Annotated in this window: 18 protein-coding genes; 11 read left to right on the top strand and 7 right to left on the bottom strand. The window is 57.3% G+C overall.

What is annotated here, in order from left to right; genetic code table 11:
• The first annotated feature begins 31 nt into the window (after nucleotides 1–31).
• The 4 genes from RB620_RS05430 (at nucleotide 32) to RB620_RS05415 (ending at nucleotide 3892) form a co-directional block, all read left to right on the top strand.
• The gene (locus RB620_RS05430) at nucleotides 32–181 is read left to right on the top strand and encodes a hypothetical protein (RefSeq protein ID WP_308092548.1); all 150 of its coding nucleotides are present in this window, start codon (nucleotides 32–34) and stop codon (nucleotides 179–181) included.
• Between the two features lie 137 nt (nucleotides 182–318).
• Nucleotides 319–1296 carry an aldolase gene (locus RB620_RS05425; protein WP_308092547.1) on the top strand — a complete coding sequence of 326 codons (978 nt, stop codon included), beginning with the start codon at nucleotides 319–321 and terminating at the stop codon, nucleotides 1294–1296.
• Between the two features lie 55 nt (nucleotides 1297–1351).
• Nucleotides 1352–3166 (top strand): ABC transporter ATP-binding protein, encoded by a 1815-nt coding sequence (locus RB620_RS05420; RefSeq protein ID WP_308092546.1) that lies wholly within the window; start codon nucleotides 1352–1354, stop codon nucleotides 3164–3166.
• A gap of 108 nt (nucleotides 3167–3274) precedes the next feature.
• Nucleotides 3275–3892 (top strand): sterol desaturase family protein, encoded by a 618-nt coding sequence (locus RB620_RS05415; RefSeq protein ID WP_308092544.1) that lies wholly within the window; start codon nucleotides 3275–3277, stop codon nucleotides 3890–3892.
• A gap of 164 nt (nucleotides 3893–4056) precedes the next feature.
• On the opposite strand, the gene RB620_RS05410 is transcribed toward RB620_RS05415, so the two are convergent.
• The 5 genes from RB620_RS05410 to RB620_RS05390 form a co-directional block, all read right to left on the bottom strand.
• Nucleotides 4057–4299, bottom strand: coding sequence for an HPr family phosphocarrier protein (locus RB620_RS05410; protein WP_308092542.1), 243 nt, complete (start codon nucleotides 4297–4299; stop codon nucleotides 4057–4059).
• 39 nt (nucleotides 4300–4338) lie between these two features.
• Nucleotides 4339–5760: an NAD-dependent malic enzyme gene (locus RB620_RS05405; RefSeq protein ID WP_308092540.1), complete on the bottom strand. Its 1422-nt coding sequence runs from the start codon at nucleotides 5758–5760 to the stop codon at nucleotides 4339–4341.
• Between the two features lie 72 nt (nucleotides 5761–5832).
• Complete coding sequence (locus RB620_RS05400) at nucleotides 5833–7359, bottom strand: tripartite tricarboxylate transporter permease (RefSeq protein WP_308092538.1); 1527 nt, start codon at nucleotides 7357–7359, stop codon at nucleotides 5833–5835.
• A gap of 19 nt (nucleotides 7360–7378) precedes the next feature.
• On the bottom strand, nucleotides 7379–7834 hold the full coding sequence (locus RB620_RS05395) for a tripartite tricarboxylate transporter TctB family protein (RefSeq protein WP_308092537.1): 456 nt from the start codon (nucleotides 7832–7834) through the stop codon (nucleotides 7379–7381).
• A 161-nt stretch (nucleotides 7835–7995) separates the two neighbouring features.
• Entirely contained in the window at nucleotides 7996–9009 is a 1014-nt protein-coding gene (locus RB620_RS05390) for a tripartite tricarboxylate transporter substrate binding protein (RefSeq protein WP_308092535.1), read from the bottom strand.
• A gap of 253 nt (nucleotides 9010–9262) precedes the next feature.
• On the opposite strand from RB620_RS05390, the gene RB620_RS05385 reads away from it, so the two are divergent.
• The 3 genes from RB620_RS05385 to RB620_RS05375 all read left to right on the top strand — a co-directional run bounded on the left by RB620_RS05385 (nucleotide 9263) and on the right by RB620_RS05375 (nucleotide 12674).
• Nucleotides 9263–10855 (top strand): sensor histidine kinase, encoded by a 1593-nt coding sequence (locus tag RB620_RS05385; RefSeq protein WP_308092533.1) that lies wholly within the window; start codon nucleotides 9263–9265, stop codon nucleotides 10853–10855.
• On the top strand, nucleotides 10852–11553 hold the full coding sequence (locus RB620_RS05380; RefSeq protein WP_308092532.1) for a response regulator: 702 nt from the start codon (nucleotides 10852–10854) through the stop codon (nucleotides 11551–11553). Before RB620_RS05385 ends, RB620_RS05380 begins: the two co-directional genes overlap by 4 nt.
• Nucleotides 11554–11909: 356 nt before the next feature.
• Nucleotides 11910–12674, top strand: a complete 765-nt coding sequence (locus tag RB620_RS05375) for a lysoplasmalogenase (RefSeq protein ID WP_308092531.1) — start codon at nucleotides 11910–11912, stop codon at nucleotides 12672–12674.
• Nucleotides 12675–12959: 285 nt separating this feature from the next.
• On the opposite strand, the gene pepT is transcribed toward RB620_RS05375, so the two are convergent.
• Nucleotides 12960–14192, bottom strand: a complete 1233-nt coding sequence (pepT, locus tag RB620_RS05370; RefSeq protein ID WP_308092645.1) for a peptidase T — start codon at nucleotides 14190–14192, stop codon at nucleotides 12960–12962.
• Nucleotides 14193–14324: 132 nt separating this feature from the next.
• On the opposite strand from pepT, the gene RB620_RS05365 reads away from it, so the two are divergent.
• The 3 genes from RB620_RS05365 to aguB all read left to right on the top strand — a co-directional run bounded on the left by RB620_RS05365 (nucleotide 14325) and on the right by aguB (nucleotide 17325).
• Nucleotides 14325–15257 (top strand): phosphotransferase family protein, encoded by a 933-nt coding sequence (locus RB620_RS05365; protein WP_308092530.1) that lies wholly within the window; start codon nucleotides 14325–14327, stop codon nucleotides 15255–15257.
• Nucleotides 15258–15377: 120 nt separating this feature from the next.
• The gene (locus tag RB620_RS05360) at nucleotides 15378–16412 is read left to right on the top strand and encodes an agmatine deiminase family protein (protein WP_308092529.1); all 1035 of its coding nucleotides are present in this window, start codon (nucleotides 15378–15380) and stop codon (nucleotides 16410–16412) included.
• A 34-nt stretch (nucleotides 16413–16446) separates the two neighbouring features.
• Entirely contained in the window at nucleotides 16447–17325 is an 879-nt protein-coding gene (aguB, locus tag RB620_RS05355; RefSeq protein WP_308092528.1) for an N-carbamoylputrescine amidase, read from the top strand.
• 154 nt (nucleotides 17326–17479) lie between these two features.
• Here the strand turns inward: aguB and RB620_RS05350 are convergent, their stop codons facing one another.
• Entirely contained in the window at nucleotides 17480–18340 is an 861-nt protein-coding gene (locus RB620_RS05350; RefSeq protein ID WP_308092527.1) for an AraC family transcriptional regulator, read from the bottom strand.
• A 203-nt stretch (nucleotides 18341–18543) separates the two neighbouring features.
• Between RB620_RS05350 and RB620_RS05345 the strand changes: the two genes are divergently transcribed.
• Nucleotides 18544–19560 carry an HNH endonuclease gene (locus RB620_RS05345; protein ID WP_308092526.1) on the top strand — a complete coding sequence of 339 codons (1017 nt, stop codon included), beginning with the start codon at nucleotides 18544–18546 and terminating at the stop codon, nucleotides 19558–19560.
• The last annotated feature ends 282 nt before the right edge of the window (nucleotides 19561–19842 follow it).

Here is a 19842-nt window from a genome sequence, read left to right as displayed (position 1 = left end):
GCGTGATTCGGTTTAATTGGAGGTGTTATGTTTGGAGAAGAAACTGTGGGTAACACCGAGGTTGGAAGCGCTTGATATTAAGATGACGGCAAAGAAGCCTGACAAAGACAAAGGCGGATCAGGATCGGGCTCCGGTTCGGGCTCAGGTTCAGGATCGTCCAGCATCGGCTTCGGCAGTTAAGGCAGACGCAGGCAATATTGTTTGTCTATAAGCCCTTGTCCCTTTCCTTGCGGGGTGAGGGCTTATTCATGGTGAATAAATGAGACTAAATGTTCTTTAAAAAGAACAATTGAATCGTACCCATCGGAGGCGAAGCCATGTTCGAGAAGAACGACCGCTACTTATATAAGGCGTTTGGATTTCATATCGCTTCCGACATTCCGTTTCCCGGCTCGAAGCCCGCGGAGGAGCGCGCTGGAATGGTGGATGTCGTAATCGAATGGGGGGACGAGGCGGCGCTGTGGGAGTCGTTATCCACGCCCGAAGAGGCTTTCGTCGTGCAGGACAATACTGTCTTATTCCGAATTGCGAATACGGCGATCTATATGGTCGAAGCCGGCCGCAGGGTGGTCGTTACGCCCGAGGAAGGCGCCGAATTGGAGCGGATCCGGTTATTCCTCGACGGTTATTGCATGGCGATTCTGCTGCTGCAGCGAAGGATTCTACCGTTGCATGGCAGCGCGATTGCGCTAGATGGCCTTGCTTATGCGATCGTCGGTTTCTCGGGGGCGGGCAAGTCGACGATGGCGAAAGCGTTGCTGAATCAAGGATTCACGTTTATTAGCGATGACATTATACCGGTCGTCCTGCATGGGACGGAGAAGGAAGCCGCGACGGTATGGCCGGCTCTGCCGGAACAGAAGCTGTGGCAGGAGAGTCTGAGCGAAATGGGCATGGGCGTTGAAGAATACCGCACCGTTTATGAACGCCAGGCTCGATCGGGCGAATCCGCGACGGGACTCCGTACGAAATACGCGATTCCCGTGACGCGGTTCACCCATCAAGCTTTGCCGCTGGCAGGCATATTCGAACTGGTGAAGAAGGAAGGCGACGATGCATTAAGCCTTGCTCCCATCCAAGGGGCAGAACGATTGCGGACACTCGCCCATCACACCTTCCATCGCTCCTTGATTGAACCGATGGGGTTGATGGAATGGCATTTCCGCACAACCTCCAGCTTGGCGAATCGAACCGAAATGTTAAAACTAAGCCGGCCCGCCGACCTCTATTCCGCGCCGGGCTTGGTTCGGCTCGTGCTGGATGCACTCGCTTCGGAGAAGGAGAACGCGTCATGATCAGCGATATCCGGCAAGACGGCAACGATGGTAGACCGGCAAGCGATCTCCATCCATGAGCCATATCATCGACTTTGCGGGGAGAATCTATCGTTTCGCCGGTCCCGTCCTATGGCTGAACTCCGCGGCTTTGCTAGTCATCGGCATTCTGCAGTCGGTAGGCATCCTCCTCATCCTTCCATTGCTGGGCATTACGGGTCTAGTGGACTTCGACGCCAGCGGAATCCCGTATGTGGGCTGGTTGTTCGAGTTGTTCGAGGGCGTGCCGCGCACGCAGAGCCTGACGGCCATTCTCATCGCTTATGTGGTCATAAGCGTCTGCCAAAGCTTGTTCAACCGCCATCAAACCATTCTGAACAAAAAAATCCAGCAGGCCTTCATCCGCAAGCTTCGGGAAGAAACGTACAAAGGCCTGTTGAAAGCGGATTGGGATTTCTTCATCCGGCATCGAAAATCCGATATCGTCAAGTTAATGACGACGGAGATCGCTCAGGTGAAAAACGGATTAAGTTCTTATTTTCAGTTTATGTCCTCGCTTATTTTCGCGGCAGTCAAGATCGTCCTTGCGTTTCTGCTATCGCCGTGGCTCACGGCTGCTATATTGACGGCAGGGCTGTTGTTACTCGCAAGCTCCCGGTATTTCACGCGGAAGTCCGAACAGTTCGGCCAGGAGAATTTGAAGCTGTCCAAAATGTACATCGCCGGCATAACGGATCACATGAACGGGATTAAAGACATTAAAAGCAATACGTTGGAGCAGACGCACGCGGATTGGATGAGCGACGTCTGCGGCCAGGCCGAACATAACGCCGTCGCGTTCACGAAGCTGAAGACGAATTCGCAATTTCTTTATAACATCGCGTCCGCCGTCCTGCTTGCCGGATCCGTGTACCTGCTAGTCAACCTCTTCCAGTCGCAGCCTGCCCAGCTTCTGCTTGTGGTGCTGCTATTCTCGCGGTTATGGCCGGTTATCGTCCGCATTCAATCCAAGCTGGAGAACTTGTCGAGCATGATTCCGTCGTTCGAAGCGCTGGTCGAGCTTCAGAAGGACTGCGAACAGTCGAGGGAGCTGCGGAACGCAAGCTTCCGCGATATCCGGCCTGCAGAGCTGAAGAATGGCATAGAGCTTCATGGGGTCTGGTTCCGGTATAACCGCCAGAAGGAGGCGTATGCACTGAAAAACGTTCGCGCCCGAATTCCAGCGAAGGGAATGACGGCGATCGTAGGCCCATCGGGCGCAGGCAAAACGACGCTGGCCGACGTTCTGATGGGGCTCAACCGCCCGGAACGGGGAGAAGTTCGGATCGACGGGCAGACGTTGACCGAGGAGAATTTGCTGTCCTTCAGACGTTCCGTCAGCTATGTCCCGCAAGAGCCGTTCCTCTTTAATGCCAGCATAAGGGAGAATTTGTTGATCATGGAGATGGAGGCCACCGACGATCAGCTATGGGAAGCGCTGGAGCTTGCTTCCGTCGCGGAAGTCGTCCGAAGGCAGCCCTTTGGACTGGATACGCAAATCGGGGACAAGGGCATCCGGCTATCCGGGGGAGAGAAGCAGCGACTGGTGCTTGCGCGTGCGATGCTCCGGGAGCCCTCCATTCTCATTCTAGACGAGGCTACCAGCGCCTTGGATACGGAGACGGAGCGGCGAGTGCAGGAGACGCTGGAGCGGTTGCGAGGGCAGGTGACGGTTATCGTCATCGCGCACCGGCTATCGACGATTCGCTATGCGGATCAAGTGATTGTCGTCGACCACGGCGCTATCGTGCAGAGCGGACGTTACGAGGAGTTAGCAGGCGACCCCCACGGCGTATTGGGTCGCCTGCTCGGCCATCAGCAGGAGCTAGCGGCGCAGATTGGATCAGCTTGAACTTGTAGTCAACGCCGGATGACAGCAGTCGAAAGGTTGACAGCCCGGTTCGGCTATGATGAAATCGTATTGAACGCAAATCATAGATCATAGCGGGTGAGCGCTCCGATGACCAAAAAGCAATTGTACAAAGACTTTTTCCTGCACGCGGATATTACGGTGATGGTTGCGCTGCTGGCGGCCATCGCGGGGACGCATCTTGCGCTGTACGGCGCGAGCTTCCGAAGCGCGATTTTTTTCGCGGCCGGCCTAATCGGCTTTATGTTCAGCGAATACTTGACGCATCGGTTTTTCTTTCATCTGAAGGCCCCAAGCAATCCGTTTTTCCTCAAACTGCTTAAGCGCTTACACTATGATCACCACAGCTTTCCGAACGATCTCAAGCTTTTGTTCCTCCCCCTCTGGTACAGTCTGCCGATCTTCGTCGTGTTCGTTGGCGCGTGTTATCTGATAACGGACTTGACCGACGCGTCCGCCGCTTTCGCCGCGGGGCTCATCGCGATGCTGCTTATTTATGAATGGAAGCACTATGTCGCTCATCGGCCGCTGCAGCCGAGAACGAAGCTCGGGAAGTGGGTAAAGAAGACGCATCTGCTGCATCACTTCAAGAACGAAAACTTCTGGTACGGCGTCTCGACGCCGTTCGTGGACGCGATCTTCGGCACGCTAAAGGATGAGAAGCAGGTACCGACGAGCGCGTTTGTGAAGGATTTGGAGGGACGTTAAAATTTAACCGCCTTTTTTAGTGCGGACATTGGGGAAGCGTTATTCGCGAGGAGCGGATGACGCTTTTGTTTGTTGCAAGGCTCGGGCGTGAAAAAAACCAAACCCCCCAATCGCATGCTTATGGATTGGGGGTTTGGCGCGGAAGCCGCATCATTCCAGGATCATTAATCGTTTATTTCGACCAGCAGCCCATACTTCAGGAAGACGTCGAGCATGGCGGCTTTCGCTTCTTCTTCGTCGGGACCGTGGATGTCGAGCCGGTACGTCTGGTCGCGATAAAGCGTCATGCTGAGTCCGAGAATGCTCTTCGCGTCGATAAACCTGTCGCCTGTACGGAGAACGATGCTGGATTGGAAAGCGCCAGCCGTTTGATTAATATCGACAATCGATCGAATGCTTGACTTCATAGGAAAACCATCCCCCGTTCTCGCTGAATGATGAAGCGGTTACCGGTATTCCCTCGGAATGCGCCTGGCGACGCCCGTCCGGATGGCCGCCCGAATGACGAGATCCCGAATCCCTTTTACGACGTTCTGGTTGAACACGCTCGGAATGATGTAATGCCGGCCAAGCTCCTCCTCCGAGATCGACGAGGCGATCGCTTCCGCGGCGGCCAGCTTCATCTCTTCGTTGATGGCCGATGCCCGGCAGTCGAGCGCGCCGCGGAAGATGCCCGGGAAACAAAGCACGTTATTGATTTGGTTCGGGTAGTCCGAACGCCCCGTGGCGATGACCGCGGCAATATCCTCGACTTCCTCCGGCAATATCTCCGGCGTCGGATTGGCCATGGCGAACACGATTGGCTTATCGGCCATCGCCTGGACATCCTCGCGCTTCAGCAAGCCGCCCGCCGATAGTCCGATGAACACGTCTGCTCCCCGAATAACATCCTGCAACGAACCGCTGGCGCGTCCGGGATTCGTATGTTCGGCATACCATTGCCACATCGGATTGTCATAGGTTTGATCCGCGGTGAGCGCGCCATGGCGGTCGACGCCAATGAGGTTGCGAACGCCTGCCGACAGCAAAATTTTGCTGCAGGCAACACCTGCCGCGCCGATGCCGCATACGACCACCTTCAAATCCCGCAGCGGCTTGTCTACGACCTTCAGCGCGTTGATGAGCGCGGCGTATAGCACAACTGCCGTTCCGTGCTGATCGTCATGGAAGACGGGGATATCCAGCTCTTCGCGCAGCCGCCGTTCGATCTCGAAGCAGCGCGGCGAGGAGATATCCTCTAGGTTGATGCCGCCGAAGGCGGGCGCGATCGCTTTGATCGAGGCGATAATGGCCTCCGTATCCTGCGTGTCCAGGCAGATCGGGAAGGAGTCCACGTCGGCCAGCTGCTTGAACAGCATCGACTTGCCCTCCATGACGGGCATGGCGGCGTACGGGCCGATATTGCCGAGGCCGAGCACGGCGCTGCCGTCGGAGATGACGGCCACGGTATTGCGTTTCACCGTCAAGGTGAACGCCTTGCGGGGCTCCTCGTGGATCGCGAGGCAGACGCGCGCGACATCCGGCGTATAGACGCGCGACAGGTCGTCGCGGTTGTTGATCGGCGCCTTCAGCTTGGTTTCGATTTTGCCCCCGAGATGAAGCAGGAAGGTACGGTCGGACAGGTTGACCAGCCGCACCCCCGGAAGACTGCGGATACGCTCGGTAATGATCGCGATATCAACCGTATCGGCGACGGTAATCGTAATGTCTCGCACCGTCTGGTGTTTGCTCGTCTGGATCACGTCGATCGCGACGATGTCGCCGCCGGCTTCGAAGATGGCCGAGGCGACCGCGCCGAAGCCGACTTCGTCCGTGTTCATTTCGATGCGCGCGATAACGCTTTTGCCGCCTAGTTTATTAGGGTTCATGGTGCACCTGCCTTCTGCGATCTGCTTCCAAGTCCGAAGCGAAGTTAGTTTGAACGGCGTGAGCTCGTCCCGTTATCCTTCCTCATTGATGACGACTTCCTTGCCCCGACGCTTCAGAAGGATCGGAACGGCAATCCAAAGCAAGGCAATGACGAGGAACGCGAGAGACATCGGCTTCTGCAGGAAAATCATAAAGTCTCCGTTCGACGTCGTCAGCGCCCTGCGCATGTTGTTTTCGATCATGGGCCCGAGCACGAGGCCGAGCACGAGCGGAGCGAGCGGATAATCGTTGCGGGCGAGCAGGAAGCCGGCCACGCCGCAGGCAAGCAACAGCATCAGGTCGAAAATCTGCGCCTGCACGGCATACACGCCGAAGATGGAGATGGCGACGATAATAGGGATCAGGTATTTGGCCGGCGTCTGGATGATCTTCGCGAACACCTTCACGAGCGGCATGTTCAGAATGAGCAGCAGCAGATTGCCGATCAGCATGCTCGCGATGAGGCCCCAGGCGACTTCCGGATGTTCCTCGAACAATAAGGGACCCGGCTGGACGTTGTACATGATCAGCGCGCCCATCAGAATCGCGGTCGTGCCGGAGCCCGGAATGCCGAGCGTCAGCAGCGGAATCATGGCGCCGCCGGACGCGGCGTTGTTCGCGGATTCCGGGGCCGCGACGCCGGCGATGTTGCCTTTGCCGAACGACTCCGGTTTCTTGCTGATCTTCTTCTCCAGGATGTAGCTGAAGAAAGAGGCTAAAGTGGCGCCCGCGCCGGGCAGAATGCCGATAAAGAAACCGACCGCCGAGCCGCGCGCGATCGGCGCCGCGCTATCCTTGAGATCTTGCCGGGTCGGAAGGATGCGACCGATCTTCGCGGTTGCGCCCGAGACGTAATCGCGCTCCAGAATCGTCTTGAATACTTCGCCGAGCGCGAACAATCCGACGGCAATCGTCAGAAATTCAAGCCCGGAGTACAGAAGCGGGATGCCGAAGGTGAAGCGGGCGACGCCGGACACCGTATCCATGCCGATCGTGGCCAGCAGCAGGCCGAATACGGTCATGATCAGCGCCTTCGTGATCGACTTCCCGGCGAGTCCGCTAACGGCGCATAGGCCGAGCAGCATCAAGGAAAAGTAGTCGGCCGGTCCGAACTTGATCGCGACATTGGACAGCGGCTGCGCAAGGGCGATAAGTGCGATAAGTGCGAAGACGCCCGCCGCGAAGGAGCCGATGGCGGAGATGGACAGAGCGGCACCTGCCCGCCCTTGCTTCGCCATCTGATAGCCGTCGAGCGTCGTGACGACGGACGACGATTCCCCCGGCGTGTTCAGCAGAATCGAGGTGGTCGAGCCGCCGTACATCGCGCCGTAATAGACGCCCGCGAGCAGAATGATGGAGCTGGTCGCCGCGGCTTCCGGCGGAAGGCCGCCCGTCATGGACGCCGTGACGGGAATCAGAAGGGCGACGCCGCTCATCGGCCCGATGCCGGGCAGCACGCCGACGGAAGTGCCGATGAGCACCCCGACGAACGCGAACAACAGGTTATGCCATTGCAGGGCGGTAGCGAATCCGTCGGCCAGGAAATGCAGGATGTTCATCTATGGGTTCCTCCCATTCTCATGATAGCCAAGACGGGAAGCCTGGCATGGTGCCTTCTAGCAGAATAACGAATATGACGTATACACCGATCGAGAACGCGGCGGCAATCAGAATCGACTTCACCCATTTGCCTTTCTCAAGCGTCTGGAAGCCGACGAGAAGGAAGAGGAACGTTCCGATCACGTAGCCGATGACCTCCAGGAAATACGCATAGAGAAATGCCGTCCCGAAAATAATCAAAAATCGTCTGTAGTCCAGCTTCTCCCTCTTCCGGTCGGAAGATTTGGCCTTCAGCGCTTCGAAGAACAGGCGGACGCTTAGCAGGACAAGCAACGCGCCGAGCCCGAAGGGGAAGATGTTCGGGCCGACCGTGCTGCCGTAAGCGGAAGAGCTGATGCCCGCGCTCTGCCACATAAACCCGATACCGAGAAGCAGGAACACAAAGCTGGCGTATCGGTCGAACGTTTTGTTCATCGGCAGGTTAACTCCTTTCTATGCAAGGGGAGAGCTTGCGCTCTCTCCCTATGGCGAAATATAGGAAAGTATATGATTTCGTCCTACTTTCTCTATATTTCTCGGAATGAAACGCGCCACGCCGCCAAAGGACGGCGACAGCCGTTTCACCTTGTTCCGTATTATTTCTGCATGCCCAGTGCGGTCAGCAGCTCTTGAACGTCCTTCTCTTGCTCGGCCAGGAATGTCGCGAAGTCAGCCGCGTTCCGGTATTCGCTCGCCCAGTCGTTAGCGGTAAGCTCCTTCGTCCACGTCTCGTTCTCGGAGAGCGACTTCAGCGTCTTATCCCAGAAGGCGATTTGTTCTTCCGTCATCTCCTTCGGACCGAACACGCCGCGCCAGATTGTGAATTCGGCATCCAGCCCCAGCTCCTTGAGCGTCGGGATATCTTTGTAGTCGCCGCCCAGCCTTTCGCCGGAAGTGACAGCGAGGATGCGGATTTTGCCGGCTTTCAAATAGCTGCCGAGTGATGAGACGTCCGTGCCGATCGCGTCCGCGTTGTTGCCGAGCAGAGCAGCCAGCGCTTCGCCCCCGCCATCGTAAGACAGGTACTTGACCGCTTTCGGATCAATGCCGGACTTGAAAGCCGGCAGTACGCTGATCAAGTGGTCCATAGAGCCCGGCGCGGATCCGCCCGCAAGTGTGATGGAGGCCGGGTCCGCCTTCAGGTCGTTCAGCAGCGACGGGAGGTCTTGGTACTTGGAATCCGCGGATACGGCGATCGCGCCGAAATCCTTCGTCATCTGCGCAAGCGGCGTAACATCCTTATAGCCGTAAGGACTGTTGCCTTCCGCCTTTAGATTGTTGATCAGAATCGGGGGCGAGCTGACGAACAGCTTGTAAGGATCCTTGCTGTCCTTCGCCACGTATTCGCCCAGGAATACCGTTCCGCCGCCGCCGGGCTTGTTCTCGACGGTCATCGTTTGCTCGATCAGCTTCGTGTCGGTGAGCACCTTCGTCAGCGAGCGAGCCGTCTTGTCCCAGCCGCCGCCCGCGCCGGATGGAGCCGTAACGACGAACGGTTTGTTCGGATAGTCGGCGCCGCCGCCGGAACCGCCTGCGCTGCAAGCGGCAAGACTGAACGTCAGGAATGCGGCTGCCGCGATCATTTTGAAACCGTGTATCTTTTTAGCCATGAGATTGTTCCTCCCTCGGGATCGTCAGTTGTAAGCGCTTTGTGTAAGCGCTTACTTCACTGTGTATCTATACTAGCATCGGGTCCGCGGGATTGAACAGAATACCGCCATAAGTTGAAAAAGATTCATTTTGCTAATTTTGTTCATAATATTTATGGCGGAATTCTCTGCTTGGTCTGTATTCGGACAGGCAGGTAGACTACAATGGAATCAACCGGCATCGTCTTGGATTATTAAGCAAGGAGGGAAATGTATGCGATTACAAACGCGAATGATCCTGCTGATCGGAAGCCTGTTGTTTCTGATTATCCTTGCGCTTACATTCAGTTTCGAGCGTTTGCTCGTGAACACCCTGGAGAAGAACGTCGGCGCATCGGCGCTCAAGCTGGCGAAGACGGTCGCTTTAATGGACGACATCCGGTACGCGTTCGATGACGTGGAACCATCCGCGGCCATTCAGCCGATCGTGGAGAAAATACGGAAGGAAACAGATGCCGAATATATCGTCATCGGCAACCGGGAAGGCATTCGTTACGCGCATCCCGTTCCGGACCGAATCGGCAAAACCATGGTCGGGGGGGATAACGGCCCCGTCCTGGAGGGTAAATCCATTATTTCGAGAGCGATCGGCTCCATGGGGCCCTCCTTGCGGGGCAAAACCCCGATCTATAATGACCGCAACGAAATTATCGGCATCGTCTCGGTCGGCATCCTGATGGAGGATATCGAAGCATCGGCGCAGGCGTACCGTAACCGGGTCCTTGTACTCGCCGCTATCGCGCTTATGATCGGGTGCGTCGGGGCCATCTGGATATCGAGCAGCGTGAAACGTTCTATTCATGGCCTGGAGCCGAAAGAGATCGGATTGCTGTATACGGAGAAAAGGGCGATCCTCGAGACGATCCATGAAGGCATCATCGCGGTGAACGCGGAGGGCATCGTCACGCTGGCCAACTATACCGCGACCAAGCTGATCGATCCGCAGATGCGGATGGAACTGACGGGGCGACATATCCATGAAGTAATTCCGGATTCGAGGCTGCTGGATGTCATCGCTTCCGGCGAGGCTGAGAAGGATCAGGAAATGATGATCGGCGACAGCGCGGTCGTCGTGAACAGGCTTCCTATCTTCGACCGCCAGCATAACGTGGTCGGTGCGGTATCGAGCTTCCGCAACAAGTCGGAGCTGCTTCGACTGACGGAAGAGCTTACGCAGGTGAAGCGATATACGGAAGCGCTTCGCTCCCAGACGCATGAGTACTCCAACAAGCTTTATACGATCTACGGATTGATCCAGTTGGAGTCGTATCAAGAGGCGATGGATCTGATTACGCACGAAACGGACGTACATCAGAATCTCATCCAGTTTCTGCTGCAGGAAATCCCGGACCCGATGATCGCCGGCATTCTGATCGGCAAGTTCAACCGGGCGAACGAGCTGAAGGTCAGTCTCGATATCGACCGGAGCAGCTCTTTCAAGGATATTCCGGAAACCCTCGACCGCAATCTTCTTGTGACGATTATCGGCAATCTGATCGACAACGCACTGGACGCCGTGCTCGAGTCGCGTGCCGAGGGCAGAAAAGTAATGGCTTTGTTCGTCGATACGGGAGATGTGTTGACGATCCAAATCAGCGATAACGGCGAGGGGATCCCGGAGCTGGCAGCGGATCGGATATTCGAGCTCGGTTACTCGACGAAAAAGGAGCATAACCGGGGCTTTGGGCTGCCGATCGTGAATCAGGCCGTCCAGCAGCTACGCGGGACCATTTCCTTCCGGAACCATCCGGACGGAGGCGCGATCTTTACGGTCATGGTGCCAAAGACAAGAGGGGGATTGTGGTGATTAGGGTCGTCATTATCGAGGACGATGCCCGGATCGCGGGCATCAACCGCAGGTTCGTGGAGAAGGTGGAGGGCTTCGAGGTCGTCGGCATTGCGATGGATCAGGGGCAGGCTTATGAACATTTGGCAATATTGTCGCCTGATCTGGTATTGCTGGACTTATATTTCCCCGATTTGAACGGGATGGATCTGCTGGAGCATATCCGTGTCGAACATCCGCTTACGGACGTGATCATTATTACGGCGGCGAAGGAATTCGATACGGTGCGGGAAGCCATTCGGGGCGGCGTGTTCGACTTCATGATCAAGCCGGTGGTGTTCGAACGATTCCAGGAGAAGCTGAAAGCCTACCAGAAATACAGAGAGCGGCTTGCGAAGCTTGGAAGCGGAAGCAATCAGGTTGACCAAGAGGGCATCGATCAGCTGCTGTGGAGCTCGGGTGAGCGCGCGGAGCGGGATGTTTACCTGCCGAAGGGTATCGACCGGATTACGAGCGAGAAAATTTTGGGCTTCATCGAGAGCGGCGCCGAGGCGCTGACGGCGGAGGAGCTCGGCAAGAAAGCGGGCTTCAGCCGCACAACAGCCCGCAGATATTTGGAGTATTTCGTGGAGAAAGGCGTGCTGGCGGCCGATATTTCTTATGGAACCGTCGGCAGGCCGGAGCGGGTATACCGCCGAATCGGCGGGCAGGGGATCTAACTAGTAGATCGTCCCGAATGACCGTAATCATTCGATCGATGATCTAACGGAACTCAGCGCGCTTATCATGCGATTATGAGCTGTTATGGATATCTAACGGAACCAGGAACTCTTATTCCATTGAAAATGGCGTTTTTCAGGCTGAAAAACAAGGATAAGGCCATATATTTCCGTTAGATTCTCAAAATGATTAAATAGAGCCGAATAGCGTACGCTGTTTCCGTTAGCATTCAAGAACAACGCGCCTCCATTACCCTGAACGCCTTCGTCCGCGCCTTGCTTACGGTGATGGGAAGGAAGAGGGGGAACATCGTGCTCGAGTTGGATATGCAGATAATAGGGGGAGGATGTTGCGCATGTGGAGAAAAAGTCTCGTCGGGCTCATCGCGTGCACCGGTCTGGTGCATCTGGCGACGTTATCGTCGGACGTGGAGCTTCTGCATTGGATCTTCAAGCTGCTGCCTATGGCGCTCATTATTGCGCTGGCGGTTGGATCGCGGAGTGATGGCGGCGAAGGCGCGAAGTATCGGAATTTGATTGTGACGGGATTGCTATTCAGCATCGGGGGAGATACGTTCCTCCTGCTGCCCGACGATCCGTGGTTCGTGTTCGGGCTAGGGTCGTTTCTGATCGGGCATTTGTCCTACGTGGCGGCAATGTTTGTGCGCTGGCTGGGAAGCGGTAGGATTCAGGGGAACGGAGGACGGGATCGCGTTCCGGCAATCCGTACGCGAAACGCGTGGATGGCCGGTCTGTCGGCCGGAATCCTCATCGTTGCTTATTCGGTTCTGCTTGGCAGCCGATTCCATGCGAGTATTATGGCAGACGACAGCCAGAGCGGGCTGTGGGTTCCGGTGGTCGTTTATATCGCGGTCATCGGCGCCATGGGCTGGTCTGCAATCATGAGCCGGAACGCGTATGCGACCTGCTGGGCGTTGCTGTTCATGGCGTCGGATTCCATTCTGGCTTGGAACAAGTTTGTTTCCGACGTTCCGTGGTCGGGCGTTCTGATCATGGCGACGTATTTCTCCGCGCAGTTCCTCATCGCTTCAAGCATTGCCGGGGGCAAGGGGCGTTCCTTGCGTCGGGCGCCGATCGTGAACGGCGGCTTGGAGGGATAACTTCGAGCGGCGATGGTGTGGGGGAGGGCGAGGCGAAGTAAGGCAATCGTACCTGCAGCTCGAGCAAGTGAACTAAATTCGGCATGTATCTAAGTGTATTGTAGAAAAAAGACCGTTAGTGCCGGAGCGGCATAACGGTCTTTTGGATTTTTGGGAGGCAGGCATGTCGATGAGCATTTGGTCCGTCACGCGTACCTAAATCCGCCAAATGAGCTCACTGGAACAAATTAGATTCGCCTCGCGCACCTAAATCCGCCGAATGTGCATCAGGGCCAAAGCAGCATGTTACGCCCGCTCTTCGTACAGGCGCGCGATCTCGACGATCGTCTTCACGGCCAGCTCCATCGTGTCGACGGAGACGTATTCGTAGCGGCCGTGGTAATTCTCCCCGCCGGTGAACAAGTTCGGCGTCGGCAGGCCCATGAACGAAAGCTGGGAGCCGTCGGTGCCGCCGCGGATCGGCTCGATGATCGGCTTGATGCCGAGGTTCTCCATCGCTTCGCGCGCAATCTCGACGGTATGGAAGACGGGCTCGATGCGCTCCTTCATGTTGTAGTAACGGTCCTTCAGCTCCAGCACGATGCGTTCGTCGCCGTATTTTGCTTTCATCTCGTCTGCCACGCGCGTCATCTCTGCCTTGCGTTCGTTGAACCGTTCGCGGCTGTGGTCGCGGATCAGATAATGCATGCTGACCTGTTCCACGTGGCCTTGAATGTTGTTCAAATGATAAAACCCTTCGTACCCTTCCGTGTACTCCGGGGCGTCCTTCTCCGGAAGCTTGCCGTGGAATTCCATCGCGAGCTTCGTCGCGTTGATCATTTTGCCTTTGGCCGTGCCGGGATGGACGTTCTTGCCGTTGATCGTCACGTTCGCCGAAGCGGCGTTAAAGCTTTCGTACTGCAGCTCGCCGAGCGGTCCGCCGTCCATCGTATACGCGTATGCCGCGCCGAACGCGGCAACATCGAATTTGTGCGCCCCACGCCCGATTTCTTCGTCGGGCGTGAAGGCGACGCGGATCTTGCCGTGTTTGATCTCGGGATGAGCCAGCAAGTAGACCATGGCCGTCATGATCTCAGTAATGCCCGCCTTGTCATCCGCGCCGAGCAGCGTCGTTCCGTCGGTCGTCACCAGCGTGCTGCCTTTATGGCCCGTCAGCTCCGGGAATTCCTTCGGGGAGAGCACGATGCCTTGCTTCGCGTTCAGCACGATGTCTCCGCCGTCGTAGGCTTCAACGACTTGAGGGTTCACGTTCGCGCCGGTCATATCGGTCGCCGTATCCACATGGGAGAGGAAGCCGATCGTCGGTACGTCCTTGTCGGTATTCGCAGGCAAAGTCGCCATCACGTAGCCATTGTCGTCCATTGTCACGTCTTCCATGCCGATGCTTTTCAGTTCGTCCACCAGCATGCGCAGCAACGTCAGTTGCCCGGGCGTGGAAGGACAGTTGTCGCTGCTTTCGTCGGATTGCGTATCCACTTGCACATATGTAGTCAGGCGGGAGATTAGCTCTTGTTTCATACTCATGGGTCATTCAGCTCCTGTTCTGGTCATGTTCCAAGTATAATATAAAAACAACGTTTCCAGAAATGCGGTGCGGCGAAGCAATGAATCATGCACGGGACATTCCCCCATGGAAGGAGCAGATTGCAATTGTCTAACGATCTCGAACAAAATCAAGCATGCTGGCATTCCGTCGTCGAACGCATTGCCCCGGGCGGCAAGCTGCTGCGAAGCCGGAAGCTGGAGGGCGGCGTATCGGCCGAGGTTACGGCGCTGGAGGTGCTGGAGACTAGCGGCGAGGTGTTGAAGCTCGTCGTCCGCCGGCATGGCGAAGCCGATTGGCGGCGCGACCCTAACGTCGCCCGGAAGGAATTCGAATTGCTAGAGCTGCTTCATTCGCAGGGCATGCCGGTACCAACGCCTTATGAAGCGGGAGGACTCGGCGGCACCGAAGAATCGCCGTACATCGTCGTCGCCTACGTAGAAGGCAGCTCGGGAATGGACGAGCCCAACCCGAACGGGAGCGCGCGCCGATTGGCAGAGACGCTTGTGCAATTGCACCGCATCGATGCCTCATCATTGCCGCAAGGGCAGCTAGCGAGCCAATCCGACCGCGTAGCGGGCAAGCTAGCGGATAAGCCCGCCAAACTCGACGAATCGCTGGACGAATGCTTGATTCGGCACGTGCTTGAAGCGGCATGGCCGCTGGTCGAAGCAAACCATGACGCCATCCTTCACGGCGATTATTGGCCGGGAAATACGTTATGGCGGGACGGAGCGATCGCAGCCGTCATCGATTGGGAAGACGCAGCAACCGGCGATCCGTTGTCCGACGTGGCGAACGCACGGCTGGAGATTCTTTGGGCTTACGGGGAGGACGCATCGAAAGCATTCACGGCCCGTTACCAAGAGTTGATGTCCACCCTCTCATACGTCAACCTTCCTTATTGGGATCTTACGGCCGCCCTTAGACCGGCTTCCCGGTTGTCGGAATGGGGGCTGGACGGCGAGACGGAACGCCGGATGTGGGAGCGCCATAAGCGTTTCGTGCAGCAAGCGCTGGCGAATATCGGCCTAGGGTAGACGCAAGACTCGAACGAACGAATTGAGACAAATGTTGATTTGTTATATGATAAGGATGGTTTCAGAGCGACTGGATATCTGAAGTACTTTAAGATTGCGATAACGGGGGAACCTAACACAATGAATCCGAAACAATTGAATTATACAATGCCGGCGGAGTGGACGGAGCACGAGCGCACCTTCATCTCGTGGCCGGTGCAAGCCTCCATGGTTTACCCGGATCATCACGCGCAAGTAAGCGATGGCTACGCGGAGCTCGTGAACGCCATCGCGGAATTCGAGCCGGTGACGGTCGTCGTGAATCCGGATGATTTGGAGAAGGTAAGCGGTCTGTTCGCGAGCAACGCGGCGGTGGAATGTCTGCCGATCGAGCATAACGACGCTTGGCTGCGCGACAACGGACCGACGTTCGTCGTGAACCGGGACGGCGAGCTGGCGGGCGTGAACTGGAAGTTTAACGCATGGGGCGGCAAGTATTCCCCGTGGGATCTGGACGACGACGTCGCTCCGCAAATCTTGAAGCATGTCGGCGTGAAGCAATTCGACGCGCCGCTTGTCATGGAAGGCGGCTCCATCCATACGGACGGCGAAGGCACGCTGCTGACAACGGAAGAGTGCCTCCTCAATACGAACCGCAATCCGGAGCTGAGGAGAGAGACGATCGAAGGTTACGTCAAAGAATTCGTGAACGTCGACCAAATCATTTGGCTGAAGCGCGGACTCAGCGGCGACGAAACGGACGGGCATGTCGACAATATCGCTTGTTTCGCGGCGCCGGGCAAGGTCATCCTGCAGGTATGCAACGACCCTTCCGACGAGAACTACGAGATTACGCAAGAGAATCTTCGGATACTGAGCGAGGCGGTAGACGCCAAAGGCCGCAAGCTGGAGATTATCCCGATCGAGCAGCCGCCGCTTGCGGAATACGAAGAAACCCGCCTGACGCTTAGCTACCTGAACTTCTACTTCGTCAACGGCGGCATTATTCTGCCGGTGTTCGGCGGAGCGGCGGAGGAGACGGATCGCAAGGCAATCGAAGTGCTCGGAGCGGCGTTCCCGGATCGCCGGATCCGCCCGATCGACGGCATGGCCGTCATTCGCGAAGGCGGCAACGTGCATTGCACGACGCAGCAGATGCCGGCACGCCGGGCATAATCGTACTAAGGATTAAAGGAGGCAGGACATTCCGATGAGAACGGTCAGGGTAGCAGCCACGCAGATGAGCTGCACGACGAATATAGAAGAGAATATCCGCAAGGCGGAAGCGCTGGTGCGGGAAGCGGCGGCGCAGGGGGCGCAGATCATCCTGCTGCAGGAGCTGTTCGAGACGCCGTATTTCTGCCAGAAGGAGAAAGCGGATTATTACGTCTATGCGACGGAGCTGGAGGAGAACAAGGCGATTAACCACTTCCGCGGCATCGCGAAAGAGCTGAACGTCGTGCTCCCGATCAGCTTTTACGAGAAGAAGAACTACGCGCGCTACAATTCGCTGGCAGTTATCGACGCCGACGGCGAGGTGCTGGGCAAATACCGCAAGAGCCATATCCCGGACGGCCCGGGGTATGAGGAAAAGTTTTATTTTAACCCGGGGGATACCGGCTTTAAAGTGTGGAAGACGCGTTACGCGAAAATCGGCATCGGTGTCTGCTGGGATCAGTGGTACCCGGAAGCCGCGCGCTGCATGGCGCTGATGGGCGCCGAGCTGCTGTTCTACCCGACCGCGATCGGCTCGGAGCCGCAGGACGGCTCGATCGATTCCAAGGATCATTGGCAAATGTGCATGAGAGGCCATGCGGCTTCCAACCTCATGCCGGTCATCGCGTCCAACCGCGTCGGGGAAGAGGGCGACGAGGACTCCGCCATTACGTTCTACGGCTCTTCGTTCATCGCAGGACCGCAAGGCAACAAAATCGCGGAAGCCGGCCGCTCCGAGGAGACGGTGCTGGTCGCCGAATTCGACCTCGACCAGCTGGAGACGCAGCGAATCGAGTGGGGCATCTTCCGCGACCGCCGTCCGGACCTGTACGGCATCATCGCTTCCTACGACGGGGAGCTTCGGATTAAGTAAACCCCGCGGGCAAGTAGAGTCGTCTCATGCAAGCAGCCCCCATGACCGAGACGGTCAGGGGGCTTTTGCGTTGCGTAAAATTGCCTTAAGTCTCAAAAGAAAAAGCCGCCTGCGCGAGGGCAGGCGGCGAAAGCTGCGGTCGCAGCTTCTTCTGTTATTTCTTCATGATCGGAATCCAAACCTCGCAGCGGTAGTCATCTGCGCATGTATCGCCTACCGTGTAGGCTTCGATCTCCGGCCCGCCCGCATGCTCGTAGCCCGTGGCAGGGAACCATTCGGAGAAGATGCGTCCGAACAGCGTTTGGATGGAGTCTGGAAGCGGTCCGATGGAGGTGAAGATTGCCCAGGTCGACGCGGGAACTTCTCTGGCGACAAGCTCGCCGGAAGCCTTGTCCGAGTCGCTCTTTACGGCAATCATGTAAGTGAAGTCGCCGGTCTCGACGTTCATGTCCAGGCAGACGCCCAGCGCGAGCTCTCCTGGCGCCATTGTTTCGAGAGCCGCCACGGTTCCGTCGTCGTGGCATCTGCCCCAAAACTTCGGAATCTCCCGATGGTTTTCTCCGTCTTTGCAGGATACCGCAAGCGACTTGCCAACGATGGTGAACGCTTCTTTGTCCTCGATTCTGTAATCCATATCCTGATCTCCCTTCAATGATAGATGGAATGAGAGGCGCGGGAATGCCTTCAGCGAAACGCCCGGAAGACGGGCTTCGGATGGCGAGATGCCGTGAATGCGGCGGAACGCCTTCGAGAACGACTCGGGCGAATCGTAGCCGTATTTCAGCGCGACATCCAAAACCTTGACGGACGAGGAGGCCAACTCTTGGGCGGCCAACGTCAGTTTTCGCTTCCGCACATATTCGGCCACTGTCATGCCGGTCAAGATGTGGAACATGCGCTGGAAGTGAAACGGAGAGACGTAGGCCGTCTTCGCGATTTCGTCCATGTCGAGCCGTTCCTCCATCTTGGTCTCCATGTAATCCAGGGCGTTCATCATGCGAACGAGCGCTTCCACTTGCGCGTCACCTTCCTTCGAGTCTTATCGTATCAAAACGGTCCGCACCCGTTCCTGACATTCCGTGCTGCTTGCGAACAGGGGGTCTGGACCGCTGAAGTCCGAATCATCGGCAATGGTATGTATTCGAGAATTCCGCTTCGGATTCCTCCGTTCCGCACTCGGACGTTTAGTAAATTTCCCCTGTGTGCTATACTCTACGTATGACTACCGAACATTCCGATCCTACCCAAAATGAACATATAAGCACGAAGTTATGCGTGCAGTGCGGAGAGATGAAGCCGCTGAACGAGTTTCTGCGGCGGACGGGCCGTCGGGCAGGCGCGCAAGGCAGGCGAGGCACTTGCCGGGACTGCCGGCGCGGGCTGCCGGCCGTACAGGCGGATCCGCCGAAGGCCGCGGCCCGGCATGCGCATCATGCCGGCGCCGCGAAATCTGCGGCGGCACGGAACGGCGTTGGCTCCGGCGATGGAGCGGCGGCTGCGCTTGCGGCGATGGCGAACGCGCCGGCAAGCGAATCGCCGAATGCGGGCGGAACGGCTGTGCCAAGCGTACCGCAAGGAAGGCGCTCGCGAGGCGCGGGAGCGCCGCAGCAGGACGTCCTCCCTGCCGCGCAGGAGGCCGCATCCGCTTCGCATCCCGCGGGTAGCGCAACCGCTGCGCCGCGCAAGCAGCCGCGGCGACAGGCGCCGTCGCCCTCTGCGACTGAGGGCGAAGAAGCGCCAGCCGCGTCCGCGCCTGGCGATCCGTCCGCGCGCAAGCAGCGCGGCCGCAGCCGCAAGCGCCGCACCGGCGCGGCGGCGAGGCAGCTGGCGGAGCCGCCGAAGCGCGGCACGCACGACCCGGCCGACGCGTCCTTCCTGAGGACGACCGCCAGCGGTTTCATTCGCATGCGCGGCAAGACGGATAACGGCCGGCGCTGGTATCAGGAGGTGGAGTTTGACCTTGCGCAAATTCTGGTCAAGGAAGGCGCGGCCGTCGTCGTGAACCGATCGACGATCCGCCGATTGTACAGCAACAAGGAATTCCGCAAGCTGATTTTGACTCGGGACAACTACACGTGCCGCTTCTGCGGAAAGTACGGCGACACGATCGACCATGAGCTGCCGCGGGCGAAGGGCGGCCACACGACACCCGTCAACTGCGTATGCGCATGCTATGAATGCAACCAGCTCAAGGCGAACCGCGACGCCGATGAATTCAGGAGCACCTTGGAATAAGGATGTTTCGACACAACTGTGGAGAAGCGCCATGCTCGCATGGCGCTCCTTCGCGTGCTCCCCTCCTGGATTGCCTGAGCGGCGAGACAGGGGGGCCGCAGACACGACACATATTCGAGGGGCGAAGGGGCAATAACTATGTTGGAATTCAAGAGCATCGTACCGGGCCAGGAACCGAATGTAAGCGCAATCAGATGCAGGTAGACTTCAGCCCATTCCCGAGGAAGCCATTCTTATTTACTTACGCAAGCCATAGAGCTGTGCTAGAATACGTATCGACAT

This window comes from Paenibacillus sp. LHD-117 (assembly GCF_030929555.1).
GTDB lineage: Bacteria > Bacillota > Bacilli > Paenibacillales > Paenibacillaceae > Pristimantibacillus.
The sequence above is the reverse complement of the archived record's forward strand: the minus strand, read 5'-3'. Positions and strand labels throughout refer to the sequence as shown.

Excerpts from the sequence above, each read along its gene's own strand:
- RB620_RS05415 (WP_308092544.1), top strand. The coding sequence starts at position 3,275 with ATGACCAAAAAGCAATTGTACAAAGACTTTTTCCTGCACGCGGATATT.
- RB620_RS05420 (WP_308092546.1), top strand. The coding sequence starts at position 1,352 with ATGAGCCATATCATCGACTTTGCGGGGAGAATCTATCGTTTCGCCGGT.
- RB620_RS05425 (WP_308092547.1), top strand. The coding sequence starts at position 319 with ATGTTCGAGAAGAACGACCGCTACTTATATAAGGCGTTTGGATTTCAT.
- RB620_RS05410 (WP_308092542.1), bottom strand. The coding sequence starts at position 4,299 with ATGAAGTCAAGCATTCGATCGATTGTCGATATTAATCAAACGGCTGGC.
- RB620_RS05375 (WP_308092531.1), top strand. The coding sequence starts at position 11,910 with ATGTGGAGAAAAAGTCTCGTCGGGCTCATCGCGTGCACCGGTCTGGTG.
- RB620_RS05400 (WP_308092538.1), bottom strand. The coding sequence starts at position 7,359 with ATGAACATCCTGCATTTCCTGGCCGACGGATTCGCTACCGCCCTGCAA.
- RB620_RS05345 (WP_308092526.1), top strand. The coding sequence starts at position 18,544 with ATGACTACCGAACATTCCGATCCTACCCAAAATGAACATATAAGCACG.
- RB620_RS05390 (WP_308092535.1), bottom strand. The coding sequence starts at position 9,009 with ATGGCTAAAAAGATACACGGTTTCAAAATGATCGCGGCAGCCGCATTC.
- RB620_RS05385 (WP_308092533.1), top strand. The coding sequence starts at position 9,263 with ATGCGATTACAAACGCGAATGATCCTGCTGATCGGAAGCCTGTTGTTT.
- RB620_RS05395 (WP_308092537.1), bottom strand. The coding sequence starts at position 7,834 with ATGAACAAAACGTTCGACCGATACGCCAGCTTTGTGTTCCTGCTTCTC.
- aguB (WP_308092528.1), top strand. The coding sequence starts at position 16,447 with ATGAGAACGGTCAGGGTAGCAGCCACGCAGATGAGCTGCACGACGAAT.
- RB620_RS05360 (WP_308092529.1), top strand. The coding sequence starts at position 15,378 with ATGAATCCGAAACAATTGAATTATACAATGCCGGCGGAGTGGACGGAG.
- RB620_RS05405 (WP_308092540.1), bottom strand. The coding sequence starts at position 5,760 with ATGAACCCTAATAAACTAGGCGGCAAAAGCGTTATCGCGCGCATCGAA.
- pepT (WP_308092645.1), bottom strand. The coding sequence starts at position 14,192 with ATGAAACAAGAGCTAATCTCCCGCCTGACTACATATGTGCAAGTGGAT.